Annotated in this window: 30 protein-coding genes, 2 pseudogenes and 1 riboswitch; of the genes and pseudogenes, 9 read left to right on the top strand and 23 right to left on the bottom strand. The window is 36.6% G+C overall.

What is annotated here, in order from left to right:
- Positions 1–20 precede the first annotated feature (20 nt).
- The 5 genes and pseudogenes from MT489_RS12810 to MT489_RS12800 form a co-directional block, all read right to left on the bottom strand.
- Positions 21–1,955, bottom strand: coding sequence for a serine hydrolase domain-containing protein (locus tag MT489_RS12810; protein WP_244681955.1), 1,935 nt, complete (start codon positions 1,953–1,955; stop codon positions 21–23).
- A 16-nt stretch (positions 1,956–1,971) separates the two neighbouring features.
- Positions 1,972–2,271: pseudogene (locus MT489_RS22460) on the bottom strand (serine hydrolase domain-containing protein); the annotation flags it as partial.
- An 18-nt stretch (positions 2,272–2,289) separates the two neighbouring features.
- Positions 2,290–2,568, bottom strand: a complete 279-nt coding sequence (locus MT489_RS12805; protein WP_244681954.1) for a hypothetical protein — start codon at positions 2,566–2,568, stop codon at positions 2,290–2,292.
- A gap of 99 nt (positions 2,569–2,667) precedes the next feature.
- Positions 2,668–2,802, bottom strand: coding sequence for a hypothetical protein (locus MT489_RS22170; RefSeq protein WP_280518615.1), 135 nt, complete (start codon positions 2,800–2,802; stop codon positions 2,668–2,670).
- Between the two features lie 25 nt (positions 2,803–2,827).
- Entirely contained in the window at positions 2,828–3,406 is a 579-nt protein-coding gene (locus MT489_RS12800) for a TetR/AcrR family transcriptional regulator (protein WP_244681953.1), read from the bottom strand.
- Between the two features lie 301 nt (positions 3,407–3,707).
- On the opposite strand from MT489_RS12800, the gene MT489_RS12795 reads away from it, so the two are divergent.
- Both MT489_RS12795 and MT489_RS12790 read left to right on the top strand, forming a co-directional pair.
- Positions 3,708–3,890, top strand: coding sequence for a hypothetical protein (locus tag MT489_RS12795; protein ID WP_244681952.1), 183 nt, complete (start codon positions 3,708–3,710; stop codon positions 3,888–3,890).
- A gap of 33 nt (positions 3,891–3,923) precedes the next feature.
- The gene (locus MT489_RS12790) at positions 3,924–4,973 is read left to right on the top strand and encodes an ATP synthase beta subunit C-terminal domain-containing protein (protein ID WP_244681951.1); all 1,050 of its coding nucleotides are present in this window, start codon (positions 3,924–3,926) and stop codon (positions 4,971–4,973) included.
- A 52-nt stretch (positions 4,974–5,025) separates the two neighbouring features.
- On the opposite strand, the gene MT489_RS12785 is transcribed toward MT489_RS12790, so the two are convergent.
- Together MT489_RS12785 and MT489_RS12780 are read right to left on the bottom strand one after the other, a co-directional pair.
- Complete coding sequence (locus MT489_RS12785; RefSeq protein WP_244681950.1) at positions 5,026–5,892, bottom strand: sugar phosphate isomerase/epimerase family protein; 867 nt, start codon at positions 5,890–5,892, stop codon at positions 5,026–5,028.
- Between the two features lie 139 nt (positions 5,893–6,031).
- Positions 6,032–6,205, bottom strand: coding sequence for a YjzC family protein (locus tag MT489_RS12780; RefSeq protein WP_244681949.1), 174 nt, complete (start codon positions 6,203–6,205; stop codon positions 6,032–6,034).
- A 170-nt stretch (positions 6,206–6,375) separates the two neighbouring features.
- Here MT489_RS12780 and sspO point away from each other — a divergent pair, with 170 nt between their 5' ends.
- A complete protein-coding gene (sspO, locus tag MT489_RS12775) occupies positions 6,376–6,528 on the top strand; it encodes a small acid-soluble spore protein O (protein WP_244681948.1) in 153 nt (50 codons plus the stop codon).
- Positions 6,529–6,685: 157 nt separating this feature from the next.
- Here sspO and clpP read toward each other — a convergent pair whose 3' ends face one another.
- From clpP to MT489_RS22325, 6 genes and pseudogenes are all read right to left on the bottom strand, one after another.
- A complete protein-coding gene (clpP, locus tag MT489_RS12770) occupies positions 6,686–7,270 on the bottom strand; it encodes an ATP-dependent Clp endopeptidase proteolytic subunit ClpP (RefSeq protein WP_220155172.1) in 585 nt (194 codons plus the stop codon).
- A gap of 24 nt (positions 7,271–7,294) precedes the next feature.
- A complete protein-coding gene (locus MT489_RS12765) occupies positions 7,295–8,020 on the bottom strand; it encodes a sigma factor-like helix-turn-helix DNA-binding protein (protein ID WP_244681947.1) in 726 nt (241 codons plus the stop codon).
- A 123-nt stretch (positions 8,021–8,143) separates the two neighbouring features.
- A pseudogene (locus MT489_RS12760) lies at positions 8,144–9,332 on the bottom strand (DHH family phosphoesterase).
- Positions 9,333–9,376: 44 nt separating this feature from the next.
- Positions 9,377–10,252, bottom strand: a complete 876-nt coding sequence (locus tag MT489_RS12755) for an RNA polymerase sigma-70 factor (protein ID WP_244681946.1) — start codon at positions 10,250–10,252, stop codon at positions 9,377–9,379.
- Positions 10,253–10,257: 5 nt separating this feature from the next.
- A complete protein-coding gene (locus MT489_RS12750; RefSeq protein WP_244681945.1) occupies positions 10,258–11,556 on the bottom strand; it encodes a phytoene desaturase family protein in 1,299 nt (432 codons plus the stop codon).
- Between the two features lie 212 nt (positions 11,557–11,768).
- Positions 11,769–13,676 carry a family 43 glycosylhydrolase gene (locus MT489_RS22325; protein ID WP_307415721.1) on the bottom strand — a complete coding sequence of 636 codons (1,908 nt, stop codon included), beginning with the start codon at positions 13,674–13,676 and terminating at the stop codon, positions 11,769–11,771.
- 409 nt (positions 13,677–14,085) lie between these two features.
- On the opposite strand from MT489_RS22325, the gene MT489_RS12735 reads away from it, so the two are divergent.
- From MT489_RS12735 to MT489_RS12725, 3 genes are all read left to right on the top strand, one after another.
- Positions 14,086–14,547, top strand: a complete 462-nt coding sequence (locus MT489_RS12735; RefSeq protein ID WP_244681944.1) for a VOC family protein — start codon at positions 14,086–14,088, stop codon at positions 14,545–14,547.
- 75 nt (positions 14,548–14,622) lie between these two features.
- Complete coding sequence (locus tag MT489_RS12730) at positions 14,623–15,033, top strand: VOC family protein (RefSeq protein ID WP_244681943.1); 411 nt, start codon at positions 14,623–14,625, stop codon at positions 15,031–15,033.
- Positions 15,034–15,274: 241 nt separating this feature from the next.
- Positions 15,275–15,679, top strand: a complete 405-nt coding sequence (locus tag MT489_RS12725) for a VOC family protein (protein WP_244681942.1) — start codon at positions 15,275–15,277, stop codon at positions 15,677–15,679.
- 261 nt (positions 15,680–15,940) lie between these two features.
- On the opposite strand, the gene MT489_RS12720 is transcribed toward MT489_RS12725, so the two are convergent.
- From MT489_RS12720 to MT489_RS12695, 6 genes are all read right to left on the bottom strand, one after another.
- Positions 15,941–16,087, bottom strand: a complete 147-nt coding sequence (locus tag MT489_RS12720) for a YvrJ family protein (protein WP_244681941.1) — start codon at positions 16,085–16,087, stop codon at positions 15,941–15,943.
- 70 nt (positions 16,088–16,157) lie between these two features.
- Positions 16,158–16,382 (bottom strand): DUF2922 domain-containing protein, encoded by a 225-nt coding sequence (locus MT489_RS12715; protein WP_244681940.1) that lies wholly within the window; start codon positions 16,380–16,382, stop codon positions 16,158–16,160.
- 33 nt (positions 16,383–16,415) lie between these two features.
- The gene (locus MT489_RS12710; RefSeq protein ID WP_244681939.1) at positions 16,416–16,634 is read right to left on the bottom strand and encodes a DUF1659 domain-containing protein; all 219 of its coding nucleotides are present in this window, start codon (positions 16,632–16,634) and stop codon (positions 16,416–16,418) included.
- A 427-nt stretch (positions 16,635–17,061) separates the two neighbouring features.
- Positions 17,062–17,295, bottom strand: a complete 234-nt coding sequence (locus tag MT489_RS12705; RefSeq protein WP_244681938.1) for a hypothetical protein — start codon at positions 17,293–17,295, stop codon at positions 17,062–17,064.
- 216 nt (positions 17,296–17,511) lie between these two features.
- On the bottom strand, positions 17,512–17,733 hold the full coding sequence (locus MT489_RS12700; protein ID WP_244681937.1) for a hypothetical protein: 222 nt from the start codon (positions 17,731–17,733) through the stop codon (positions 17,512–17,514).
- A gap of 252 nt (positions 17,734–17,985) precedes the next feature.
- Positions 17,986–18,849 carry a gamma-glutamylcyclotransferase family protein gene (locus MT489_RS12695; protein WP_244681936.1) on the bottom strand — a complete coding sequence of 288 codons (864 nt, stop codon included), beginning with the start codon at positions 18,847–18,849 and terminating at the stop codon, positions 17,986–17,988.
- 397 nt (positions 18,850–19,246) lie between these two features.
- Positions 19,247–19,351, bottom strand: a riboswitch (SAM riboswitch).
- Between the two features lie 139 nt (positions 19,352–19,490).
- On the opposite strand from MT489_RS12695, the gene MT489_RS12690 reads away from it, so the two are divergent.
- Positions 19,491–19,958, top strand: a complete 468-nt coding sequence (locus MT489_RS12690) for a DUF2269 family protein (protein WP_244681935.1) — start codon at positions 19,491–19,493, stop codon at positions 19,956–19,958.
- A 45-nt stretch (positions 19,959–20,003) separates the two neighbouring features.
- Here MT489_RS12690 and MT489_RS12685 read toward each other — a convergent pair whose 3' ends face one another.
- Positions 20,004–20,930: a prenyltransferase/squalene oxidase repeat-containing protein gene (locus tag MT489_RS12685; protein WP_244681934.1), complete on the bottom strand. Its 927-nt coding sequence runs from the start codon at positions 20,928–20,930 to the stop codon at positions 20,004–20,006.
- Between the two features lie 128 nt (positions 20,931–21,058).
- Between MT489_RS12685 and MT489_RS12680 the strand changes: the two genes are divergently transcribed.
- Complete coding sequence (locus MT489_RS12680) at positions 21,059–21,322, top strand: hypothetical protein (RefSeq protein ID WP_244681933.1); 264 nt, start codon at positions 21,059–21,061, stop codon at positions 21,320–21,322.
- A 233-nt stretch (positions 21,323–21,555) separates the two neighbouring features.
- Positions 21,556–22,113 (top strand): GNAT family N-acetyltransferase, encoded by a 558-nt coding sequence (locus tag MT489_RS12675; protein ID WP_244681932.1) that lies wholly within the window; start codon positions 21,556–21,558, stop codon positions 22,111–22,113.
- A 65-nt stretch (positions 22,114–22,178) separates the two neighbouring features.
- On the opposite strand, the gene MT489_RS12670 is transcribed toward MT489_RS12675, so the two are convergent.
- The 3 genes from MT489_RS12670 to MT489_RS12660 form a co-directional block, all read right to left on the bottom strand.
- Entirely contained in the window at positions 22,179–22,757 is a 579-nt protein-coding gene (locus MT489_RS12670) for a hypothetical protein (RefSeq protein WP_244681931.1), read from the bottom strand.
- A 77-nt stretch (positions 22,758–22,834) separates the two neighbouring features.
- On the bottom strand, positions 22,835–23,908 hold the full coding sequence (locus tag MT489_RS12665; protein ID WP_244681930.1) for an NAD(P)H-dependent flavin oxidoreductase: 1,074 nt from the start codon (positions 23,906–23,908) through the stop codon (positions 22,835–22,837).
- 336 nt (positions 23,909–24,244) lie between these two features.
- The gene (locus MT489_RS12660) at positions 24,245–24,436 is read right to left on the bottom strand and encodes a hypothetical protein (protein ID WP_244681929.1); all 192 of its coding nucleotides are present in this window, start codon (positions 24,434–24,436) and stop codon (positions 24,245–24,247) included.
- Positions 24,437–24,480 lie beyond the last annotated feature (44 nt).

The following is a 24,480-nucleotide window of genomic DNA, read 5'->3' as shown; positions in this document are numbered from 1 at the left end:
TCTCCAAGGTTTTATATCTATCAAAATAAATTCCAATATCCAAATATCCATAAAAGATTTAATGTGAAGATAGTTAGAATTGTATAATGTAGGCGACCTCGTAATCTCCAATACTTTTTCCACCAAACGCAGACGGCTAGGATGAGCATAATTATCCCTAAAAATAACATAGCTCCGGGAATCAAATCAGTGATAGAACTCCATGACGGCAATATACCTAAAGCAGCTTTTGGTAATCCATATAATGGATCTAGTGCGCCAGTGGAAATGACTCCAATGATTAGTCCTAATGTGAGGAAACCATATGTTATAGCAACCCACTTTGCCACAACGGCTATTTTAGGATATTGAGTTTTTCTATGTTTTATTTTTCCGATTAATCCTCTTATGCCCCAATAAATCAGACTCACCAAAAAGAGAAGTACAACTATGATAATCGACACGAACGTAAAGCCACTGGAAGCGTACCAAGGTGCTTTTGAATAAGTCATTGGACCATCTGTTGCAAGCATTATATTGCCATACGGGTCTGTTTCAAAAGCAATCGTTCGAAATTCACCATATGCATCGGGTGATCTACCTTCTCTAAGATTGCGATAGGTTCCAGGTTCCATTTCAACAAAATGATTTTTTTCTCCATTATGAGTAACGACTAAATAACCATCCTCATCTACCTCAATACGAATCAATCCCATTGTCAAGCTTACTAAGCTTTCGGAAGTCGTAAAGCTTTTGCGATTTTGATGATATTCTCCAACATATTGTTGTGAACGTTCCTTAGACCCATTCGGGATAGAAGTAGTAAAGGTGGTAGCGACTGGAAAATAATGATCTAGGAATTCCTGCAATATTTCAGTGTGGGTTAGGAAATTATTTCCACTATACGATATAAATACTCCAATATTTTTTTCAGGAATTAAATACAATCCTGAATCAAAGAGAGTCGTACTTCCTCCATGAAAAAGAATTCTCTGTTCATTAGCTGTTTTTTCAATAAAGCCAAGTGCCATCCCATCTAAACTAGGATTATGTGAAAATTGTTGCTGAAACATTTCTCGAACCGTATCTTCTTGAAGAATTCTGTTACCATTAAAACTTCCATAATTCAGATAGGCATTCATAAACCTAGCCATATCTGATGAAGTACTACTCATGCTTCCAGCTGGTTCTGGAACAAACTCGAATTTACCTTCATGATATTCCCCATTAAAATATCGATAGGCATGTGCTAAGTCATTAGCTAACTCTCCTGGCATTGGCTGACGGAACGTACTATGCTCTATTCCAAGCGGCTTGTATATACTCTGTTCTACATATTCTGAAAAAGGCATTCCTGAAACTTGTTCAACTATATAACCAGCGAGAGCAGTACCATAATTGGAGTATGCTACTACTTCTCCTGCAGGAAATACTCGAACAGGCAAAAATTTACGTACGTATTGATTCAGAGGAAGGGTACTTTCGGATGAGAGCCTAAAAATTGAATCGGCATAATCTTCGAACCCTGGTGTATGCGTCATTAAATGTGTAAGAGTAATGGGTTGAGGTTTCTCGGAACCTTTTGCTAGCTTAGCAGGAATTTCAAAATCTAAGTATTGATTGATATCCGCATTCAGATCAAGCTTACCTTGCTCCACTAGCTGCATGATTGCTGTCCATGTAAAAAGCTTTGAAGTTGATCCAATCCGAAACAATGTTCTATCCGCATCAACTTCTTTTTTTCCATTCAAATCAGCATATCCATACCCTTTTTCAAAAATCACTACACCATCCGATACAACAGATATTGTTGCATTTGGAATGTGAAACTCTTCCATCTTTTCCTGCACTACTTTATCCATAAATGTTTCAATATCAGTAAAGTCTTCAGAACTAGCAGCAAATGTTGGAGAGCTTAAAACCACCATTAAACTCATATATAAACTTGTTATTAATATCCATTTTAAAATTTTCATACTCCTTATTATCCCTTCAAATTAATGTAAGATTCCTCTTTTGAGCGATACTGAAATGTCCATTGAAAAAAGCTTTAAGGAAAATCATCGTTACTTGAGCTATGGAGACAATACCCCCTTCAGGAGTAAAAGAAGGACATGAGATGTATTTTGGAAGATCTAGAGGCTTAGATTTGTAGTAGAGAGAAACGGGTTTTGTATCATTTTCAACTTCATAATCATATGTTTTGGACATATTCAGTTCGTCAAAAATATAAGATTGAAAGACTTCTTTAATACTCATTCCCGTTATATTTTCTATGATTTTCCCTAAGAGTTGATAATTCGTTCTACACTAGCTTGCTTTCTTTCCCGGTTTAAATTGTGGTTTAATTTGCTTAATGTTATCCAGTGTTTTCTCTAATGACCACGCTTCATCCTTTCCGTTAAATAGGTTAGATCCTCCTGCAATACCATTGGCTTGTTTTGGCAGAAAATAGTCAGCAGTCCCCGAAGTGTTGGAAATAAGATGTTGAATCATGATTTCATTTGAATGGTCCATCCCATTTAAAACGTGCAAACCGTCTATAATGTCATTGGAAAGATAGTTCGATATGTTATCCTCCAATTGCAATTGATTTTCAGCTCTTAATTTAAAATGACGGCAGTCACATACAATTTTGTAACACTGGTCATAAAAACTGATCGTCGACTTGAAGATTACCTGTTGAGCCTATCCATGAGAAAAATCATCACCTTGTTCTGCACATAAAATAGCAACAAAATTGTTTTTCTTTTTTACCATTTGCCTCACCGCTTCATTCAATAACGATTGATCAATAATCGGTTTCACCAATGTATTTACCACTGTAATCCCTCCACATTTAATGAAGTTAATCCACCACCCCTTTATTAAGGCGAGCAGATGTAATTACATCAGTAGCTGTACTATTTAAAAGTTCAACGCCTTTTTCCTCATTGAACTCTTCAGGAAGCAAGCCATTTGCAACCATTACAGACAAGCCGACTGTGAATACACGCATTTTGAAAAAGATAGTCATTAGTTCTTCTTTCGAAAATCCTTCTAAATCCGAATCACCTTTCATCAATTCAACGAGTCCATGACCCATATCCTCATCATAACTGCTTAAATATTCGGTTTGTTTCATGACAAGGTCGCGAAATAATACACTATACTCCCTTGCAAATCGTAGACTTGCTACACCAATATCCTGAAATGGGTGTCCTGAATTTTCCTCACTTAATAGCTGATTACTTAATTCAATGATTTTTTTCATTACCTCCCTCTTAAGTTCTTCTACTTCATTAAAATTCACATAGATTGGTGCAATTGAGCTCCCCATTTTTTCGGCAACTTTACGAATGGATATAGTATCCATTCCTTCTTTTTTGGCTATTTCAAAAGCAGCGTCAATGACTTGTTCTTTGGTAAATTTCTTCTTAGGCGCCATTTGGATTCTCCTTTAACATATATCATATGTTACATATCATATGATATTAATCATAATTGATTACCAAAATTTTGTAAAGTGTATTCCGATAAAAATATTACGTAATTATTTTTACCCTTAAACGTAATTACCTATTGACGGTAAGAGTAATTTAATTTACTATATAAAGTAACAAATATAATTATATGAGGATAGAGCCAGCCGTCATCAAACAACTAAAGATTTCGAACACTCCTTGAATTGAACTATGAAGATGATGGATGCAAACGTTTTAATTTAATAGGCCAAGGAGGAAATCAAAATGATCGACTTGTATTCAGTAGAAAAAAGGATGGAGCTAGACGAAAAAGAAAGACAACGAAATGCTGACCGGGCTTGGATGCTCTCAAATAAAAAACACAAAAGTCATGTGAAAAGAAGACTAGTATCGGCAAGGGAATTAATAAATATTAGGATTCGCATATCCATTGAGATTCAAAGGTAATTTCAAATAAAAAAGGAAAAAGGGTGTTTTTAAATGGAACATTTACGACTAAACGTATCATTATTAAAAAAACGAGTTCCAAACCTTACAAGTGCGGCACGCTCTATTGGTTTGCGTCCAGCCACCGTTTCAAATTTATGTACTGGAAAAATTCCTGTTGGACGCGCAGAAGTTAAAACAATTGTCGCACTAGCATCTTTAGCAAAATGTAGTTTAGATGAACTAATCTTAAGAGATGAATCTGTCGAAATGATTGAAACAAAGATTAAAGTGCTGGATTTGTTTGCACCAATTGCAAAGGGTGGAACAGTGGGGTTGGTTGCAAGACCAGGAATGGGGCAGCTAGTCATTATAGATGAATTATTCCGCAACCTGAAAAAAGAAGGATATGTCACGATGCTTCTAAAGCCTGATGGCGAGCATCCTGAATTAAATGAAATGATTGAAGAAGTTGATATCATAGCGAACTCCATTGAAGAAGCGTATGAAAAAGTGAAAGAAACCGAACAACAAAAAGATATTGTTTTTGCGACTGACCGCGAACATGTCTTAACCGGGGAAATCTTTGACCTTCAAGAAAAATTAAAAGCTGAAGGAATTAATAACGTAACAACGTTTCTCGTGGACCTAAAAGGTGAAGTCGTAGATGAAAATATTCCTTTTGGTCCGCTAGAAACATTATGGTACTTTGACGCCGATCTCGTTGCCAGAAACAAATACCCAGCCGTCAATCCGATTTATTCAACATCTACAGTTTTAGAGGGTGCCCATCTAGACGAGTCTCATGTTAATATCCAACAACGAGCACAAAAACTATTAAGAAGATATCGGGAGTTGCGATCCTTAGTTAGTGTAAAAGGAATGGAAGGAATCCCAACTTCCGAATTGGAAACATATCAACGCGGTGAACGCCTAGAAGCTTATCTCACTCAACCGTTTTTCGTCGCGGAACCTTTTTCAGGCAGAAAGGGAGAAAAAGTTGGTCTTGCGGATACTTTAAAAGATGTTCAGTCCATTTTAAACGGAAGTCTAGATGGTGCGTCTGTAGAAAGTTTAAATAATATTGGAAAAATAACTAATTGACACAGATAAGGTGTCTTCCAAAGTGAAGGCACCTTTTTTTGAAGTTAATCTATTACTCCCAATCAGTTCCGGAATATCTTTTAAAAGCCTCCATACTCACATTAATTGAATCAATTTCATCTAAATCTGTATGATCTTGCTCCAATATAATGTATTCTAAATTAGGCGCTTTTGAAGCAGCAATGATAATATCCTGTATCGGCATTATTCCCGTACCAATTTCCGTAAAGCAATGAGGATCCTTTGTTTCTTCGAATAAAGGAAAAGAAATCGTTTCATTGTCATTGATGATTCCATCAAACATGTTTACCGGCTGCGGAGCATTTTTAGGAAAATCTTTTTGATGAAGAAGAATGAGTCGATCTCGATATTTTTCAATTAACTTTAATGGATCTTGCCCTCCCCGCATGATCCAATATGTATCCATTTCGATAAAAACCAATTTAGGATCTGTATGTTCCATGATCAAATCGTACACTGTTTTTTCTCCAAACCTTTGAAACTCTTGAAAATGATTATGATAATAGTAGCGCATCCCCCTATCCTTACACATTTCTCCCACTTGATTGAATAACTCACATCTAAATTTTAAATAATCTAGATCTTCATATGGAAAAAATTCAATATCGCAACCAATCTGCTTATTTCCTAATTCTTGATGATAATCTAGCACTGCGGGTAGACGTTCAAAATTCAGTGGATTGATATGACAGCCGATTATCGATAATCCTAGATCATCCAACGCATTTTTCATTTCTGTTGCGGAAAGGCCAAATCCTACACCATCATCTTCGAGTGCGTTATGATTTGCTGCCTCCACATACTTGTAACCAGCTTGAGCAATCTTTTCCAAAGTTTTAAAAGGCTCTGCTTTAATCGAATTACGTACTGAATACAATTGAATCCCTACTTTTACCATGCAGAAAAACACATCCTTTCAGTCGATTAACTACTCTTGTATATTAATACTGTATGCAATTTAATAATCCTTCATAAAAAAAGAGGAAGCCAAATTACAAAAATGTTGGCTTCCTTTTCATACCTTTTGTATAAAATATTTATTCTTTTACCCAATAAACAGCTTCGTGACTATTTGGAGATGGTGGAAACTGATTACCTTCCTCCATATCTATGGTTGTGTCTTCATGTTCTGAATCGCCATGAACAGGACCGTCTACCTTATATTTACCGCTTTCCGGAGCATTTTCACCTGTTTTATACCGTTTCGACATATTGTCCACCTCCGTAATATTAAATAAAAATAGGATCCATAACCCTTATATTTATTTGTACTTGTTATATATCACTGGAAAAGTAGAATTAAACGTTGAAACTAACGATGGACTAATAATTTGGATAATTTGATGACCATAACACACACTATACGATGGAGGTGAAGACGATGCCTAAATCAAAAAGAACGGCCAGTAATATTGCAGGTATGAACCCTGAAAAAGGACAAGACTTCGGAGCGAATATGAAAGAAGAATTTGCTAATGAACCACTAACGGAAGCCCAAAAGCAAAACAATAAGAAGAGAAAAAAGAAACAATAATGATAAAGGAGCAAAAGATGATAGCTTTTGCTCCTATTTAATTTTATTAGGAAAAAAGTTGAAAATGTAGAATATAGACTACTGATTAACATTGCACGTTTACTATATTTATAAGGGTCTATTTTTAAAAAGAATCGACTTTATCCATTTTTTCAAGTTATTTATTTGGATAAATAATCTCGTCGATTATTCCGTATTCTTTTGCTTCTTCCGCACTCATGTAGTAATCACGGTCAGTATCTCTTTCTATTTTTTCTATGGACTGTCCCGTTCTGTCAGCGATTATTTTATTCACATGCTCACGTAGTTTTAAAATTCGTTTTGCAGATATTTCGATTTCTGTTGCTTGCCCCCTTGCGCCACCTAATGGTTGATGAATCATAATTTCGCTATTAGGTAGTGCCATCCGTTTTCCTTTTTTACCTGCTAGGAGAAGCATTGCCCCAAAAGAAGCAGCCATTCCCGTACAAATTGTCCTCACATCTGGCTTGATGTATTCCATAGTATCAAAAATCGCAAATCCTGCAGAGGTTGATCCTCCTGGACTATTTATATATATTGAAATATCTTTATCAGGATTGTCAGCTGCTAAAAATAACAACTGGGCTACTACGCTGTTAGCTACATGATCATTTATTTCGTCACCTATTATAATAATCCGATCTTTTAGCAGCCTTGAATAAATGTCATAAGAACGCTCACCACGGCTTGATTGTTCAATTACATAAGGGATTGAATTCATCAGTACTCCTCCAATTCGTTTTCACTATGCAGCCATACAGAAATGGCTTGAAGGAGAGTGTAAGGATTGTGGCTGTTTTGTACTAACTACCAGCTTCGGAATAATGGCTTCACTATCTAGTGAGTGGAAGGACGGGATTGCCTCTATCAATTCATTAGGGTCTTGGGAATTTAAAGCTTGATAGAATAAATCAAATATTAATTCTTGCTCTTCTTCACACCAATACGGTTCAACGGAAAAAATCGTATCATTTTGGTTACTTTTTTCTAATCTTCTTTTTGTTCGAGAAACAATCGACTTAACCGCTATTTCCGTCGTATTTAATAACTCTGCAATTTCCTTCGCTTGGTATTGGAAAGCTTCTTTTAACAAAAAGATGACAGCTTGTTTGGGAGTAAGCAGCTTTCTTATATGTTCAATAATATCGATACTATTTTCAATCCGTCTTGTGTTATTTGATGATTCAGCTTCTATGAACTCGTTATCTGATTCAAGCTTTTCATGCTTTCTTTTCCTGACCATATCAACCCAGCAATGATAGGCAATTTTATTTAACAATGCGGGTGTTAATTCGTGTTGTGTATGTCCATACTTCAAAATTGCCTTTACCATTGATTCCTGGGCAATATCGTCTCCGTCCCATTTATTTTGCGCAAGAAAATGGCAATATTGTTCTAATCTAGGGTATAGCTGTTCAATCCTATCCATATGAAAATCATCCTTGTTATTATCCCTAAGTTTGGTGTACATTCATTTCCACTCCTTTTAACACCTCTCTACCTTATAAACGAATGAAGGTGGATAAAAAGATACGGGGTTAAAAAAATTTTTTCGCACTTCAGTTGTTAGATGAAGTAGAGCAACAAATTGTCCTTACTCGTTCCTCATACTTTTTACTTCCTCCATCAAATAATTTACAAACGTATCATCTCTAACAAGCCATACTCCATAATTTCTTTTTAAAAAAGTTTCCGCTTCGTCAAAACTGGAAAAAGTCTGATCCATTGTGGTTTTTATAATGATCAATGGTCCAATCACATTCGTTCAAGGGATAAATTAGGAAAATTTCTTCCGCACGATTTTTATAAAAAGAACCGAACATTGAACGTTTTACATTATAACGGTTTCGCTTTGCATCTTCTCTCAAAGGCTCTAAGTGGAATGTTTCCACTACAAATTTATTGTATGCTTCTTCCACTAAAGAGCATCCAGATGCCTTGGCATGCCCACCTCCGCCATATTTCCCCGCCACTTCTGAAACATCAATATGATCATGGATTGTACGAAACCCTACTCGTTTTCCGCCCATATTTAAAATAGCGATATAATCAAGATGTGGGTATTCCTTTCCTAACTCATTTCCAAGTTCCGAATGATATAATTCGGCATAAACGACACCAGCATAAAGTCCATCCACTTTGGTTTGCACGACCTCGCGCTTTTTCCGACCAATATAGCGCTCGATTTTATTTTCTTCCATTTCTAAAATCTTCTCTTCGAATTCGCTAAAATCGAAATGTGTGCTTGATTTAAGTCTAGTGATCATCTTTTCTTCAAATTCTTCGATCGACACTAAGAAAAATAGAGCATTGAGTCTGTGAGCTTGATGGTTATCGTTTTTCTCCCATTCCCATGTATCATATTGCCTGACCAGCTCTACAAACTCCTCAACTGCAACAGATGGTTCCATTAATTGATGTGCAACAAGATACTCATAAAATAACGAAGTTGCTGACGTTAATTTTCCGTCTGCGTCCTCAACCACAACTCTTCCCCACTCATAATCATTGAAATGAACTGAAGTTAAATGATGATCAAGCAGTTGGACCTTTCCTCCAGAATGATGAAAAGCATCTAATCTTTTTTCATTTTCCTCATTAACGGATAAATCAGTAATGAACAAAAATGTATCCTTTTTCTCATTTTCAAAAAACCATGCAACTTCTCGATCGAGACCTGAAACGGAATTATAGCGAACCTTCACCTCTTTACCAAAAGCGAGCTTCGCTAAAATTCCACATCCGACTCCATCAAGATCATTATGGGACAACAATTTATACATGTTATTTTCACCTCTGAAAATAGTATGAGTTCAAAGAGTGAAAATTATTGACGATCTTTTACTTGTAAATGTGCAAGCTTTTCCGGATTTGCCACCATATAAATACGGGAAATCTTATCATCAAGGAATTCTAGCGAGACCACATAGGCGACATAGTCATTGATTGATATGACGACGCCTGGATATCCATTTACAACTTTGAATTCCATTCTCGTGTTTTCAGGTAGCTTTTTCATTATACTGGTAAACAAGAATGCAATTCGCTCTGATGTATAGATTGGATTAAGCGCAGCTTTTACTTTTCCTCCTCCATCAGATATATATACAGAGTCTGTTTTCAATAATTCTAGCATTTTATCGACATTTCCTTGTTGCAAGGCATTCGTAAATTGTTCCACACTGCTTTTCATCGATTGGAAATTCAACGCAGAAGCTTTTGGGCGATTCACCATGCTTTGTTTAGCTCTATGAAAAATCTGTCTGCAGTTCGCAGCCGATTTTTCCATAATATCTGCAATCTCATCATAACTGTACTGCAAAACCTCCCTTAGCAGAAAGACACCTCTTTCAGCTTCAGACAACTGTTGCAACAATAAAAGATAGGCAGTAGAAATCGATTCCTTCATCAAATAAGAATGAGAAGGGTCATTTTCTTCATCTACCAATGGTTCCGGCAGCCACTCTCCAACATAAACCTCACGCCTGCTTGCAGCCGAACGAATTTTATCTATCGAGCTATTCATAACGATTTTGCATAAATAAGCTTTTGGGTTTTCAATAACCTTTTTACTGCTTACACGGTTATACGTTAAGAAAGCCTCATGCACAAGATCTTCAGTATCCACAACACTTCCCATCATTCGATAAGCAATTGAAAATAACAAAGGTTTATACATCTGATACAATTGTTCAGTCTCCAAAATGATTAACCTTCCTTTACGAATATCATTTCGTTTGCTTTTAAAATTTCTAGCGCTGCACGCTTACCGCTTGCAACTGCGGCATCAGCTAATACTTCTTCATGACCCGCCCAATCTCCTGCAATATAGATTCCGCTCATTTCTGGAATAATCGGACCTGGATTCCCTTTTCGATTCACATGTGGGAAATCATGAAATACCGTTAACTTGGGTAAGAATTGTTGCACAACCACTTCTTGTCTCCATCCTGGATGAAGCAAATCCATCACTGATTCCAATTGTTGCTTATCAGCATGTAAGTTAATTTCTTCTATCGGGTTATGGTATTTTACTAAACTTACAACTAATGTCCCGTCCTCACTTAGCTTTGCTGCTCGCGATTGATTTGTGAAAAATAACGATTGATCAAGACCGATAGCAAATTGGTGTTGTGGGTTAGGTAACTTTTTTAACCCTAAATCGATACAGCTTGCTGTAACAGGAATTGTATTTTCATTCCATTGATGTAGAGTGGTTTGTTCCGCTCCCTTAATCATTTTCATAGCTTCTTTTGGTGGAGCTGCAACGATACAATCAGCTACGTCAAGGACCGTCCCATCCGAACATAGTATGCTTTGATAGTCCTCATGATGTTCAATGTTTGTGACATTTTTATTTGAAAATATTTCAACTCCAGACGCTACTGCCTGTTGTTTAAGTTTTTGGATAATCGTTTCCCAGCCTCCATCCACATATAAAACCCCGCCTTTTAAAGAACGCTGTACTTGATTTAAAACTGGCTTTGCAAGCTGTAAGGTCGGTGAATTTGTATACGTCGTCAATCGGCAAATCGAATAAAATATATGCCTTACCATCGGATCGCTTATTTCCGCATCAGCCCACTCCTTTAGGCTAACTTCCGAAATAGAATTAACATTTAATTTCATTAACTTTAACATTAATTTCCCAAACACAAACTTAGATTTCCATGATAAAAGAGAGGATGACATGATCGATGTAAAATCTGTTGGAATGACTTGAACTGAATGATTGAGAATGCCATGAATTTCTACGGATTTTGAAGCATTTCCACCCGGAATGGTTAATCCAAGTTCAGTTAAAATCGTCATCGCATCTCCTGAGATATAGAGTCCATGCGGTCCTAAATTCATAAGAACGCCATTTTTATTGTTCGTCATCGCCCTTCCACCAAGACGATTGGATTTTTCCAAAACAATAACCTTTTTTCCTTCCCTTGCTAAAAAATTTGCTGCAGTAAGCCCTGCTAATCCCCCACCAACAACAGCAACATCATATTTAAACATAAAAAAATCCCTCCTGATTATCGTTCTGTAATCAAAACGATTAAGGAAAGGATTTTGTGACAGCTGATTTTTTAAAAAAAATAAATATTCATCTCATATCTACACAAAAGGCTGCCCCACTTTTTTAGACAGCCTTTTCCAATCTTTCTTTTTTTATTTACATAATTTTTTCTCTAATTATTCCAGAGCAACCATTTTCTTTAGTCTCATAATCAATCTAGTTTGTAAAATAACCACATTTGTGCAATTCCACCTGGGAGGTCCTCCCAGGTTCCTACATTCTCATTTTCAATACTCGCCCCACCCACATCTAGTGCCTTTCCGCTTGCGACATTGAGTAATTTGTAGTATCCATTACCTACATGGGCTAATCTCCATTTTTGTATATCAGTACCATTCCAATCTTGAACATTCACATTTACCCATGCCTCCGCAGGGTTGCCATCTAACGAAAGCACTTTACCATTGGCGGGATGGATAACTTTATAACTTCCATCTGCCAACTCAACCATTTGCCAAGTTTGAGAAGCTCCTCCATTCGAGTCATCCCATGCTAACACATTATTTCTATCATCGACATGTAATGCTTTATTTCCATTAGGATTCACTAGTTTATAAGTTGCATCAGCTTCAATTGAGAAGCTGACTTCGCCGGAGATCTCAATATAATCAATTTCAACCAAATGTTTATCTTTCATAAATTGTATGGTATTGTTATATCCCTTTTTAAGATCAACTTCCATTGTAACTGTACTGAAATTATTCTTGCCAGTAGTTGGATAAGTTAAAATAGACTGAGATTTTCCATTAACAGATACGTAGTTTGTCGCATCTGCCCCTGCATAATTGGAATACGTAACTGTCATCGTATACGTTCCTGCCTCTGGAACATTTATATCCTCGATGAGCAAGGAGCTATTCACATTATTAAGGGTTACTGTTTGATTGGAAGCACCTTTTCTACTATTTAATTTTACTTTATGAAGAGTACCGTGTTCCGCTTCAATTTTATATTCAGCAGATGGAACTTCTAAAGGACCATTCGTTGGAACACCGAAGTTTGGTGTGCCATCATCATTCCAAGTGATTTTTTGCATCCTTGTTGGACGCGCTCCACATCCTTGTCCAGGTGCACTGTTTCCGTGATAAACAATCCACTCTTCAGTTCCATCTTTTGTTTGAACAAATGAATTATGCCCTGGACCATATACACCGTTTTCTATAGATTTACTAAATAATGGCTCTGGTGACTTCGACCAAGAAGCAGGATCTAACAGATTACTATTCACTGAAGTTGTTAACATCCCGATAGCATAATCATCTTCCCAACAGGCACTTCCTGAAAAGATGAGGAAGATTTTATCATCTCGCTTTAGGATGACAGCGCCTTCATTAACGTGCATCCCTTTCTTTTCCCATTCATATTCTGGATAAGTCAAAATATTATTTTCTCCACTTAATGTCCATGGATTAGACATCTGGGCTATGGCAATAGCACTGCCGTGTTGACCAGACCAGTTTCCATATGCTGCGTAAGCGAAATACATTTGACCATTATGTTCAAATACGGTTCCATCAAGTCCGGAGTATTCCGTATTAACTTTCCCTTTATCAACCCATTCCCCTTCTAAGGGATCGGCAGAAGAATTCTCCAGAACATAAATCCCGCGGCATGCATCTCCACAACCAGTGTTGGCTGTATAGTAGATATACCATTTACCATTAATAAAATGAATTTCTGGAGCCCAAATGTCTCTTAAATGTGGCGGAGTTGTCCATACAGTTTTACGCTCGCCAAGGTCAATTCCGGTTAACGTCCTTGACTTCCATACATCAAGCCGATGTCCTAAAGTACGAGTAAAATAATAGTAACCATCTGAATGTAGCATAACGTGTGGATCTGCTCCTGCAATATTAACAGGATTTGCAAATTCCGAAGTGCTAACTGTCCTAGAATAAGCGTTCATTTGACTCACCTTACCTAAATTAATCCTCTCGGAAGATACATCCAAGGGATTCGTCCCCGTAATGTTTTCAGCGCTAAATGAAGATGTAAGTAAAAGTGAAAATAACAACACGATTGTAGCAATCCCAAGAAACTTCACTTTTTTATTCCGCATTTTTCAAACTCCAACCCCTCTCTCAATTATTTCATTTAAATTTTGTATCTTCTCGATAGCTTTAAGTTATAAGCACCACCCTCTTACAAAAACTGTTATATTTAGATTCCATTATTCTAATTTAATTACCTTTATTAATTTTCATTTTAGGTATTTGTAACTAAGATTGCTGGTTTGCATAAGGATATTAGTCACAGTTTCCATAAGAAAAGGTACACCGAATTCACTTTTAGGTGACTTCTTGTGTACCTTCATTAAAACCCTACCACACGTTATTTTAGATTGTAAAAAAATATACTTAAATATATTCGCAAAATCCTCTTTTTTTAAAAAAAATAGCAGGAAAACGTTTTTTATAAACAGAAGATAATTATAGATTATTTACCACATTACGGAGAGGAGATGGAGTATGCAAACAAATGAAGAAACCAAAGTAGAAAAAAGATTACGAGATATTACAGGAATGACTTGTATTTATGTTCCAGTCAGCGACGTCTATGAGTCAGTAAAATGGTATCAGAAAAATTTAGGGTGCCAACCTGCGGACAACCATGAAGTTGAACCTGGAATGAAAATGGCCATCATGAGGTTTTTCGAAGCAGACGGAAACACTTCAGACCCAGCTACGTGTACGATACCTGCTTTGTTCCTTCACGAGTCGGCGGAAGAAGGCGGGCGGTTAGGTTTTTCGTGGACACTGGACGGGGGTAAACGGCATGCGGTTGGCTGTTTCATTACCCCGCATATCCAAGAACTGTTCGAACGTTTTAAGGAAAATGGAGTGAACATTATTGGCGAACGGGTGACTTGCGGTCCAAATATAACATTCGCTGACCCTGATGGGAACATGTGGGAAATTTGGCAACCTTAATTGTTTAAGCATGAATAAAAAGAAGAAAGTGAATGAAAATGAGAAGCTATTCCAAAAGAAATGGAGAAAAGCGTTATGAGTGAAAAGGATGAAGCAGTAGAAGAGAAAATTGTTATGCAACCATTATTAAAAGCAGTCAATTGTATTTACATCCCAGTTGCTGATCCCAAAGAAGCAGCGGATTGGTATGAAAAACACTTAGGTTTAAACAGGGTGAGTCCTGGAGGAGATGTTATGTTACTTGGTAATGGAATGTGGATGTTCCTTTCTAGGTCTCCTGGCCAAACATCGAATTTCGTAGGAGGAGACGGGAGCGTGATATCCCCATTCACTTTTGAAACAGAAGATATTTCCACATTGCATCGATCCTTAACTATGAGTGGAATTTGCGTTGAACCTATTGAAGATTTTGGCGGATGTGGTTTAAAATTTTGGTTTAAAGATCCAGATGGTAATAAGTTTCATGTCTGGCAGGATTCCGTATAAGCGTTCTGAGAATACCGATTAGAATCTAACGGTTTTAGATTCAAGAAGGAGTACGCCAATCAGCGACTCCTTTTTGATTATGTTCTGACGCTTTATTAACTGTTCATGAGGCTACTACAAGGATGATTAGCAGCTTTGTTCACCTATCGGAAAGTTGTGTTGAGTAATGTAAAAAAGAAGGAAACGGTTAATTATTAGCGAATATAACATGAATGAAAATATTCTATTAGGAGTGTGCTTAATGACAGAAATCAACATCAATGGATCTTCTTTCGTCTTGCTAGTCAAAAATTTGGAACAAACCATTCAGTTTTATTCAGAATTAGGCTTCAAACATGAAGTGATTGGTGAGAAAGTACCACATCATCATGTTTCGAGAGGTAAATTGACTCTCATTCTCGTTGAAGCGAGACATGAGGATGAGGTGAAACCAATTAGCTCTAGTTATCAGGAACAATATTTTGATGTGTACTGTTATACTAATGCCGTAGATTTGCTAACTAGTGAGTTCATAGATAAAAAGGTTACCATCGTTAGAGGGCCTAATTATGATGAATTTTGGAGCGAGGTTACCATTCGGGATATTAACGGATATCAAATCACTTTCGGTGGAGGAATTGTAGACAAAGAACTTATTTTGAGTTAATCATAGAGAGAATTCCGCTAACGGGAACTTGAATAATCCTATCTAAAAGTCCGTATCATTACGTACAAAACTAAAATGTATAGATTAAATTTTACAATTAGTATTTTTAATACTTTTTTAAAAATGGGTATTTTGGGGAAAGGCAAGCCTATTACCCATGTTTACATCTATCTAGCTTGAAAAATTTCCACTTTCAAATTCGACCCTGTTATTAAGAACTTAACGCCTGCCCTAAACGGCAGGCTGTTCCTTCCCAATAACTCATTCCCTCATTTTCTGCATTTGCTCTGGAAGGCTTTGCAGGGTTTGAAGGACGGCTTCCAGTTTTGTTTCGATCCGGTACAGTAAGTAGAAGGTTACGAGTGCCGGAAAACCAACCTCACTTAGGAATGGGAGAATTTGTTCCACTTTTGGGTCAACTCCTTTCTTTATTTATAGACAAGATAGGCTGACCCACACTCGAGTCAACCTATTGTAATTATTCAAAATCTATGTCGATTTCCTCAACGTTTCTTTCAACGAGTCGTGCTGACTTGGCCTCAACAAACGGATTGCCATCCGTGTCGACGAAAACGTTAGAAGCGATGATGTTTTCCATTGCCTCTTTTACTTGTGCAGGATTTACTGGCTCAAGCGGCTGATCAACGGTCAATTTCGAAGTTTTTCCCTCTGCTGATAAAAAGTTAAGCTCTAATACCTTCATTCCTTCTCACCTCACTTTCTACTAATTTCGCTTTTACTCACCAATCTCGTAACTATCATTTCTTTCAATTGCCCAAATTGGTTCTTTCGATAAGGAGCCAATTGCTGTAGCAGCGCTGTAAAGCTCATCTGCTGTAGAGTTTCGACGAATGCGATTTAACGTCTTTGTTTTGAAGATTGGCTTGTTATGCTCGTCAACTCCGTAATCAAAAACAACTTTTAAACTGCTTGACTTCAAAATCCCCTGTGCCATTTGCCTCACCTCACTTTCACCTTCTATATAGGAGGCAGACGTAAAAAAGGACACCCTGTATAAAAATTCTTAAATTAATCACTAACCACGACGACCATGTAGTGGTAGTTATTCTTTTTCTTTTTCTTTTTCTTTTTCTTTTTGTCCACGTATCGTGGTACGTACCGTGCACGTATCGTCCAAACCCTTGTTAATACGGATTTTATTGCTATCGCAACAAAAAAAAGAGACTATCCGGACATAGATATGCTTCACCTTAGATAGACAGATGATAAAAAAATAATCTGTTTTTCTAAGGGTAGCATACTAGCCATCGATAGCCTGACCTGTGTATAAAAGTTCTACATAGGTTTGGTAATTTCTCTTGATATGTTCATGGCCTATTTTTACCATTCGCTTTCACCACGTTCGTGAGCGAATGGTAAATCTAGACTATACTTGTCTTCTGTGCATTATTGTCATTGACATCCATATCATTGACAAGATTGAGAGGTACATTATTGATGACAAAATCCCCGTTTTCTTCCCCAAAACCGTAATTTTGTTTATTCGTTAAGAAGGTATCTATACGCGGAGAAGCTGCAAAGTTTAGTGAGGCATTTCGATCCATGGCATTTATTTTAAAACCCAACACGTTTATAACTACAGGTCCAAATACCATTTCATCCTCCCTTCCTCTTTTAGTGATTATATTACAAAGTCTTATTTTTTATGAGATAAAACCAAAAGAATTCCAATGCTTCGGGAATGTATCAGTGTAATGATTGCATCACTGTATTAATAAAAAGGTAATTTGAACTAAAATTCAGGGAGGACTCCTGTTTGTAACTTGAATGAGGATATATCCAACACGAAATGCTTCAGATTTTATAGAGTGTTATATCCTCCAAATAAGGGAATCAATAAAATCGGAATCCTCTACGACTGAAACAGTAAAATGCTTTAGGATGCCATCACCACTTTGCTCACCAAATCCCTCACTACGATGATTGAAAACAAAGTTGCCATGCTGAATTGCCCTGCTCATATTAACGAAAGAGCCTCTATCCATTGACCGTATTTGCAAATCACCTAATTCAATAATCGTCTTATTTTCCATTTGAAAAATCTCCTTACATTTTTTTATTGGACAACCTTTTTTATAAAATAAAAGGGTCTCAAATGTTAATGCCTATAATAAGGATTATTCAATTGAAATGAAAATCATACTGATGAATAGAAAGATAGGAAAAGAAGAGCGCAGCTACCTTCCTAATTAACAAGACTTTTTGATTGCCTAAAAACACAAAAGAAAAACCAAAACCAATAGACATCGTATGTTTCCATTAGTTTTGGCTTATATTGATGAAAGCTAAACAATCGATTCCTTACCTTTTAGGTAAATCACTTTTTCTTTTATCTTTTCCAAATAATCGAGACTTAACGTACCCTCACCACCTCGCAAAATCTCCTCGGAATAATGATCAGGTGGTGCTAGTTCTTCCTCCTTTTGCACAACAATAAAAGTTAATGCTTCTTTTACCATTCCATTAATCTTAATCTCTATGATGGCTGGACGGTAAAGACGGTCGCCAACCCCTTCTCTTCGAAAAAGATAAGGAACAGCATCAGAGGTAATTTCATAAGCTTTTCCTTCAACGACACCGCCTGTTTCTAGAATATCAGCTCTACCTCCATCTGAAAACCGTACAGTAAAGCCCAGAGAATAACCATCCAAAACACCAAGGCCGACCAATTTCTCAAAATGATGGTCTTCTCCCGCTATTTTAAAACGCTTATCATCCATACAGCTTCCGTAAGCAAAATACAGAAAGTGATTCTGCTTGATAAAGTTCTGTACTTTCCAGTCTTCATGCTCTACTTTGACACGAAGCATATCCGTTTGTTGTTCGGTCATGACATAAACGAATGCATGGTAAATTTCTTTATCTGTAAAAATGGTTTTTACAACTCTATCATAAAAATTAATTTTTCCTTCTCCGTAGTAACCTTCCAATTCATCTAATCTAGCAAGTTGATTATCATCCACTTCATACAATTCACCATAAACAACATCTATATCATTAATATTTTTCAAAATAGGGTAGCCATTGTCTGTATTAAACAAGATTCCATTTGTCCAAGCCTGTTCTGCAATACAGGTAGCCCCATTTAACAAATGATGGTTTCTTTCGTTTCTCCTTAACGTACCATAAACAAATACGAGATTACTCATAATAACCCATCCCCTTATTAATTATCCCTAATTTCTCTATGCTGTAGACGTCTTATAGTCATGAGTTTAATGTTTTCCGAAGATACGAATATTCCCCCTTTTTATTCTCAAAATGATACTTCCCGTACTATTATCAGTTTATTGATGATACCCTCGTGTTCCTCATCTTTTGATACATGAAGCTCCTGCTCCAAATCTAATCTCGAAGGCGTCATCATGATATGATATTGCCCATAGCTATTTGTTTTCATCTTAAATATGCTGTGTGAGCTCTCATTATTCCAAGTTCATCTGCTATAACTTTTAAAACGACTTTTCCACTCTTTATCATATTCTTTCCTTCGCCAAAAATAAGACCTCCTTTCTGCATTGAATGCCGAAAAGAGGTTCTGTCTCCGTTTTATCAACCAAAGCATGTGCTTTGCTGGTATTAGCACCTTACTTAAAAAGCAGGTTGCTGTGGTGTCTTTGAGCCAGTTCTCTCGACCACTCTTGATAACTATTCAATTGTAAATATTATACCATAAATATCCACTTAATACCACTCCAAAAATATTTGCGCCATACCTTTTCTCCCCATTCTAACCTACTCAAACTATTCATATATAAATATTATTTATCCACATTAGGAGGGAAGACCTATGTTTACGTTTTTATTAATTCTTCATCTAATTGCAGTTTGTTGTTGGCTTGGAGGGGCATTGTATGAACGCTTCTTTATCGTAGGAGGAATTCGTAAAGCCAAAGGTACGGAGTTGGAAGCATCGATGCTAAAATTAATGTTAAGTACAGTTCCTTTCTTTTTAACATCAGTATTAACGATACTCATAACGGGAATCATCATGACGATTATGCATAATTATATTTTCCTTAGCTGGTCATGGATTGGATTGAAGCAATATATTATGCTTATCGCCCTCTTAGGCTTTTTCTTCTATATCGGTCCGCGCATGGGTAAAATAGGAAAGCAGTTAAACAGAAATTTAGAAGTGGGAAAAGGGCTGGACGATGAAATGCGTTCCCAATTCAACCATATCATTGTATTATTTGATATTATGCATATTGGAGTATTGATCAATTTGATTCTTGGGCTAACGAAATTCTTTTAATGTCGAGAAATTCCCCTTCTTTCTAACAAAAAGAAGGGGTGTTCGTTAAATATACTCAAACGTCTTCAATGTTTTATATCTATTAACCGCAAGGATTCCTTGCCAATATCTCCTTGCAATCGGAAATTCCTCTGGATAACTTCCCCAGTTCCATGGAATATCCCAAATCCCTTCCTCCGACACCTCATCTTCGAAAAATTGGAGATTCCTCTCCACTAAGGTCCTAAATTCGCAATACAGAGGATGCTTCGGACTATCGATGATATCTAACGGAAGAACTTTATAGCCTGATGACCATGTTGAAACATCGCGATCAATACATTTAGCTGCAAGTGTCATGGTTTTATCGGAAACTTCACTCAAATCTCGGCCAACTTTCGTATAAAATGTTTCTTTTTTAGATTCCATAACCTTTAAAAACTGTTGATAATTATTGACTTCATGCCTGTCCATTTCATTTGCATTCATTAATCGCTCTACTGCTTTTTCAATAGAATTCCAACCAATCTGTGCAGCCTCATGATGCTCAGGAGACCAATGGATAAGATATGCAGCTAATTCAACGCTAGGGTTAAACATCCAATTATTTTGCACTCCTTCGTTCCAGTGCCACCAAGGAGCATGTGGATATTGATTGTTTTCCTGAAGTACTGACTCCCACATACCTGTTTCAATGTTAACGTTAGTCGCTAAATACTTGAGCATTTTTTCAACGATTTCTTCCTTTTCATTTTCACCGATTTCCATTAACAATTGCCCTGCTGTCCAAGTTGCCATCGGAGAAGAAGATGGCAACCAAAAATCAGGTTCAATCCCGTGTCCAAAACCACCATCTTCGTTTTGATAAGCAACTAAATAGCGAATGAGGTGATCCCGAGAACCCCCTTCAAACAAATATTCCCATCTTGCCGCTTCTAAAGGACGTGCATTGCGTTTAATCCAATCGCCTGCTGTTTGAAATGGATGTTTCATGTATATCAACCTTCCGTTTTATTGATATGTATATATTTCCATGCAAGTACCGAAATTCCTTTGCGGTTCTAAACTTTTCGTACAAGCATTATGGTAGACTATCTCTAATGTGAAAGGTGGTGAAATAATTGGAGAATTCAGGAGTTCAAGAAATTTTAAATGTGTTAAAGCTTTATTCAGAGCAAATTGATGTAAAGTTGGAGAAAATAGAAGACGGACTAAACACCCGTATGGATAAACTAGACTCTCGTATGGATAATTTGGAAGCTACATTGAATGGACGCATGGAAAACATGGAAGCTAGATTTGAAGATCGATTCGATCGCTTGGAGAAAAAGCTAGACGTCTTCCGAATTGAATTACAAGAGACTCAAAAAACGGTCGACTCTTAGCAAGCAAGAACTTACAACACGAACGAAAACTGCGTAACATTACAACTTAACCCACTCATTTTGACCCTCTAAAAAAATTTTTTTCTCATCCACTGAATGGAAGGAACAAGATGAAGCTGTCGGTCTTACGCTGATAGCTTTTTTTTGGCTCGTGAAATCCAGCTTCCGGTGTTTTTCTGAAAGATTAGGTATAATAAGAGTATTCGTTAATAGAAAATAGGAGTGCAACCACCATGATTAGACAGGCACAAAAACGAGATTATCAAGAGGCAGCCGTCCTTATTTATGATGCGATACATGATATAGCCCACGCATTGACCGGGGAAAAACAAAAAGAGAATGTATTAGAACAGTTAGGAAACTATTTTATTCAAGAAAAAAATAGATTAAGTTATCGAAATTGCTTTGTAAAAACAGTTGATGATATCCCTGTTGGCATTATTGTCGCCTACCACGGAAAAGATGCTTACGAACTTGATGAGCCCATTCGCACTCATATTGAGGAGAAAACTGGAAAGGAAGCTTACTTTGATCAAGAAGCGGATGAAACAGATTTCTATTTAGATACATTAAGTGTGAATCCACAATTTGGAGGAAAAGGGTTTGGAACGGAGCTAATCCAATCAATGACTACCTATGCAAATGAACAAGGCTTTGCTACTTTTTCTTTAAATGTAGAAGAATCGAATTATAAAGCGTGTAAGCTGTATGAGCGACTTGGTTTTATTTATAAGAAAACCATTACGATTAACCATCACCTTTATCATTACCTGGTAAAGACGTTATCGTAAAGGACATGAAAAAGAGAATATCACATAAGGATTCGTTACCATGTGATACTCTTCTTTTCATTCATTTAAAATGAAGCATGAATCATAAATAATAGGAGAAATGCAATGGCCAATTTGAAATGCCATTTATTATCTTTCCGTTTAAATCGCTTAACGCCCATAAAAAGTAGAAAAACTAAGATTATCATCGAAATGATGCCACTTATATTTGTAAAGTCCCATTTAAATCCCCGTATTATCGCTAAATAGCCATGAATCAATGCCACTCCAGTTGCTGCTATCGCAAGGGGTACGTGCCACTTTCTCACTAACTTCCCAAGAAGCTGAATAAAGCTTTTTAATTGAAATTTCCCCCACTCTATCGTTTTCAGACGTTTCCATTTTAGTAAAAGAAACACAGGGTAAATAGCCAAAACGGCAAAATATATGATTCTTGAAATTGATCCAAATTGTTTAAAAAATTCCTTATAATGTTTGTACTCTTGCATCATGAGCTGTTGATGATTTAAGGATATGAGTAAAAGTGCAATCAAAAATAAACAAATAGTAATAATAAAACTAACAACGATGACTTTCCGATCTTTTGGATTTGGAATATATCTGGATAAAAGGGTGTTTTTACTAGCATTCGTCTTTGTGTTCATTTTTAAAACCCCTAGCATATGAATTAAATTTCATTGTTAGTATAGGTTATAAAAATGAAATTACGATGAAAATATTATTAACTATTTTTTATTTTTATCGCTTCATCCACTATCTTTTTCATTAACATTTCAACTGATTGATTTTTAGCTAATCTTGGGCTTTGACCGGACCACAATGACATGAAATCTCGATTGTTTTGTAGAGAAGCAGCTTTTCTAATATCTTGGGTTAAAGAATTTTGAATGGGGAAGTCCGGTAATGCTCTTTCGTCTTCATGTAAATCCTTGATAAACTTATTTTTAACGCCTCTTGCCCATTTGCCTGAAAACGCACGCGTTAATACGGTTTGGTCTTCGGACGAATGAAGGATAGCTTCTTTGTGCAGTTCATGTGCTCCACTTTCCATGCAAGTCAAAAAAGCGGTACCCATTTGCACTCCTTTGGCTCCTAAACAGAGGGACGCGATTAACCCTCTGCCGTCCATAATCCCTCCTGCGGCAATCACCGGAATCATAACATTATCAACAACTTGTGGAATTAGCGACATTAAGCCGACTAAACTTTCCTGACCATCATTAATGAACGTTCCACGATGACCGCCAGCCTCACTTCCCTGAACGACAATCAAGTCCATTCCAGTTCGTTCGATTTCAATAGCTTCACTAACAGTTGTGGCCGTTCCGATTACAATAATATTATGCTGTTTTAACCTATTAATGATTTCTAAATTAGGAATTCCGAATGTAAAAGAACAAATCGGAACTTTTTCTTCAATAACTACATCTACTTGTGCATTGAATGATTCTAAAAGACTTTCATAAGTAGGAGTGGAGATTTTACTGTTCTCAATTTCTAGTTGCTCACGTATTGGACTTAATAAATCATCAGCTAAACGTATTTTTTCATCTGAACGCTGAAATTCAGTTGGGACAAATAGATTTACTCCAAAATTGTTTGAGGTAGTTTGTCTCACTTCCCTAATCTGGTCTCGAGTTTGTATAGCATTCATATAGCCCGCCCCAATCATTCCAAGACCACCATAATTGGAAACGGAAGATACTAATGCTGTTGTCGATATTCCTCCAGCCATAGGCGCTTGAATAATGGGGTAGTCAATGTTCAAAAGTTCTGTAATTTTATTGTTTAACATTTTTATACCTCTTTCCGAAAAGACTACCAAAGTAGACTTCCTATTAATGTTCCAAATACCCCCCTAATCTCCAAAATTCATTGTTTCTAAAACATTTTTTGAAATCGGGTTAAATATCAAGCATAACGATTGCTTGAGGTGCAGGCTGCAAAGTTAACATACTGAAAAACCTATAAACACCAAAATAGTTTTCACGGTATCTTCCTCAAAAAATTGTATAGTCTTTCATGCATATATGTATAACTACGACAAAAACACCCTATAACCTTTGTTATTTTGTAAAGACAACTAAGCTCATAATTGAATTTCAATTATGAGCAGTATTAAATAAAGAAACTATGTTTTCTTTTTCTTAATAATCTGCGAACCATTTTGATCCAAGAACGGTTTTATAAACTTCTGGTAACGCTCCCTTTTAAACGCCTCTAATTCTTCAGGAGTCATTGCTTTTATTACTTCCATCATTTTGGGTTTCTCCTTTTTCTTTTCTGATACTTTTTTCACATTTTCATTGTTGTTTAATTCCATCGCTGTCCTCCTCCCGGAATAAAAAGAACCCTTCTGCATTGGAT

Source organism: Lederbergia wuyishanensis, assembly GCF_022900255.1.
Lineage (GTDB): Bacteria > Bacillota > Bacilli > Bacillales > Bacillaceae_C > Lederbergia > Lederbergia wuyishanensis.
Note: the sequence above shows the minus strand (reverse complement) of the source record. Positions and strands in the feature narration are given on the sequence as shown.

Bases quoted from the DNA above. Each gene is read 5' to 3' on its own strand.
- MT489_RS12810 (WP_244681955.1), bottom strand. From the start codon at position 1,955: ATGAAAATTTTAAAATGGATATTAATAACAAGTTTATATATGAGTTTA.
- MT489_RS12800 (WP_244681953.1), bottom strand. From the start codon at position 3,406: ATGGCGCCTAAGAAGAAATTTACCAAAGAACAAGTCATTGACGCTGCT.
- MT489_RS12795 (WP_244681952.1), top strand. From the start codon at position 3,708: ATGATCGACTTGTATTCAGTAGAAAAAAGGATGGAGCTAGACGAAAAA.
- MT489_RS12790 (WP_244681951.1), top strand. From the start codon at position 3,924: ATGGAACATTTACGACTAAACGTATCATTATTAAAAAAACGAGTTCCA.
- MT489_RS12785 (WP_244681950.1), bottom strand. From the start codon at position 5,892: ATGGTAAAAGTAGGGATTCAATTGTATTCAGTACGTAATTCGATTAAA.
- MT489_RS12780 (WP_244681949.1), bottom strand. From the start codon at position 6,205: ATGTCGAAACGGTATAAAACAGGTGAAAATGCTCCGGAAAGCGGTAAA.
- sspO (WP_244681948.1), top strand. From the start codon at position 6,376: ATGCCTAAATCAAAAAGAACGGCCAGTAATATTGCAGGTATGAACCCT.
- clpP (WP_220155172.1), bottom strand. From the start codon at position 7,270: ATGAATTCAATCCCTTATGTAATTGAACAATCAAGCCGTGGTGAGCGT.
- MT489_RS12765 (WP_244681947.1), bottom strand. From the start codon at position 8,020: ATGTACACCAAACTTAGGGATAATAACAAGGATGATTTTCATATGGAT.
- MT489_RS12750 (WP_244681945.1), bottom strand. From the start codon at position 11,556: ATGTTTAAATATGATGTTGCTGTTGTTGGTGGGGGATTAGCAGGGCTT.
- MT489_RS22325 (WP_307415721.1), bottom strand. From the start codon at position 13,676: ATGCGGAATAAAAAAGTGAAGTTTCTTGGGATTGCTACAATCGTGTTG.
- MT489_RS12735 (WP_244681944.1), top strand. From the start codon at position 14,086: ATGCAAACAAATGAAGAAACCAAAGTAGAAAAAAGATTACGAGATATT.
- MT489_RS12730 (WP_244681943.1), top strand. From the start codon at position 14,623: ATGAGTGAAAAGGATGAAGCAGTAGAAGAGAAAATTGTTATGCAACCA.
- MT489_RS12725 (WP_244681942.1), top strand. From the start codon at position 15,275: ATGACAGAAATCAACATCAATGGATCTTCTTTCGTCTTGCTAGTCAAA.
- MT489_RS12715 (WP_244681940.1), bottom strand. From the start codon at position 16,382: ATGAAGGTATTAGAGCTTAACTTTTTATCAGCAGAGGGAAAAACTTCG.
- MT489_RS12710 (WP_244681939.1), bottom strand. From the start codon at position 16,634: ATGGCACAGGGGATTTTGAAGTCAAGCAGTTTAAAAGTTGTTTTTGAT.
- MT489_RS12705 (WP_244681938.1), bottom strand. From the start codon at position 17,295: ATGGTATTTGGACCTGTAGTTATAAACGTGTTGGGTTTTAAAATAAAT.
- MT489_RS12700 (WP_244681937.1), bottom strand. From the start codon at position 17,733: ATGGAAAATAAGACGATTATTGAATTAGGTGATTTGCAAATACGGTCA.
- MT489_RS12695 (WP_244681936.1), bottom strand. From the start codon at position 18,849: ATGAGTAATCTCGTATTTGTTTATGGTACGTTAAGGAGAAACGAAAGA.
- MT489_RS12690 (WP_244681935.1), top strand. From the start codon at position 19,491: ATGTTTACGTTTTTATTAATTCTTCATCTAATTGCAGTTTGTTGTTGG.
- MT489_RS12685 (WP_244681934.1), bottom strand. From the start codon at position 20,930: ATGAAACATCCATTTCAAACAGCAGGCGATTGGATTAAACGCAATGCA.
- MT489_RS12675 (WP_244681932.1), top strand. From the start codon at position 21,556: ATGATTAGACAGGCACAAAAACGAGATTATCAAGAGGCAGCCGTCCTT.
- MT489_RS12670 (WP_244681931.1), bottom strand. From the start codon at position 22,757: ATGAACACAAAGACGAATGCTAGTAAAAACACCCTTTTATCCAGATAT.
- MT489_RS12665 (WP_244681930.1), bottom strand. From the start codon at position 23,908: ATGTTAAACAATAAAATTACAGAACTTTTGAACATTGACTACCCCATT.
- MT489_RS12660 (WP_244681929.1), bottom strand. From the start codon at position 24,436: ATGGAATTAAACAACAATGAAAATGTGAAAAAAGTATCAGAAAAGAAA.